The organism is Methanophagales archaeon (assembly GCA_021159465.1).
Taxonomy (GTDB): domain Archaea; phylum Halobacteriota; class Syntropharchaeia; order Alkanophagales; family Methanospirareceae; genus G60ANME1.
In genome coordinates this window covers 1-1,247 of record JAGGRR010000165.1, presented here as the reverse complement: position 1 = coordinate 1,247, position 1,247 = coordinate 1, and the positions used below count along the sequence as shown (strand labels likewise).

General features: G+C 46.2%; 2 protein-coding genes. Both read right to left on the bottom strand.

Annotated elements, in window-relative coordinates:
• Positions 1 to 108 precede the first annotated feature (108 nt).
• Positions 109 to 399 (bottom strand): hypothetical protein, encoded by a 291-nt coding sequence (locus J7J01_07220; GenBank protein MCD6210662.1) that lies wholly within the window; start codon positions 397 to 399, stop codon positions 109 to 111.
• A 94-nt stretch (positions 400 to 493) separates the two neighbouring features.
• Positions 494 to 1,247: methyltransferase domain-containing protein (locus J7J01_07215; protein MCD6210661.1), on the bottom strand; the 754-nt coding region annotated here is incomplete at its 5' end.

The following is a 1,247-nucleotide window of genomic DNA, read 5'->3' as shown; positions in this document are numbered from 1 at the left end:
CACTCACCCGTTAAAAACCTCCTTGATAGTTCTATTACGTTCATTACGTTCGTCCGGCGTGCAGGCGCTCTATGTGATGTGAAAAAGGTATATCAGGTATTTCAGCTATTATCGCACTTCCACTCCCTCCACATCTGACTTCCTCGCGCCGGGCAGCCGCTTCAGCTCCTCTGGTACCTTCACCCTGAGCACATTTGTGGAGCGAACGTGATAAACAGGGTCCCCGGTCATCGGGTCATATTCCTCTGTACGAACTATACTGCTAACTATTGTCTTGAATTTCAATATCGTCCCGTCCTCCAGTTTATATTCATTCCAATCCTCTTTCACTGTCTCGAAATCAACATCCATCGCTTCTATCTCCCTACCATCAGGCAACCGTACCTTCAATTTCTTCACCTTCTACCTCTTATGTTGATTGTTCAATAATAAACAAAAACCCTTGAAGTTTTAAGATTTTTAGTTTTACATTACATAGTTCATAGTTCATAGCTCATTTCTCCAGTACAGCTATGTATCGTATCAAACTTCTATGAACCCTGTATTCATGCCGCTCGAGGATATTGAACTTGAACTCCCAATTCGAGAACAAAGAGTAAAGAGTGGGGGAATTGAAGACGATAACCGCCTTTCTTCCTCGCTTCAGTACCCTGTATACTTCCCCTATCGCCTCTTCATACAGGCGTTCTATGAATGATGCGCGAGATTTGGCATTGATATCTCCCGAGATCAGTGACACGCGCCCATACGGCAGATCGGTCACAACCGCATCCACGCTGTTTACCCTCAGGGGTATGTCAGTGGCGTCAGCAGTGATTAAATGCCCCTTCAGGTGATAAAAAAGCAGATTCTGGCTCGCACCCCGAACCATCTTCGCCTGTATATCCATACCTATGGGGGTGGCACCTACCATGCCCGCTTCTATCAATATTCCTCCAGTTCCACAGAACGGGTCAAGAAGGATATCTTCTGCTTTCACTGCGCTCAAATTCACCAAAACCCGTGCTAACTTCGGCATTATCACACCGGGTGAGAAGAAAGGTCTCAGATGCGGTTTCCGCTGCTCGTATCGTTTCTTTTCTATACTGTGGAGCAGCAAAGCAAGAAAGCACTTATGGCGTGTGAAGAGTAGTACAAAAGTCTTCTTCGGTTTCTTCAGGTCCACTTCGTAGCCCATTCGCTTTATCAACGCTCCCACTTCTCGCTCCAGCTCCTTATGCTGATACCCTCTCTGCATTTGCATTTGC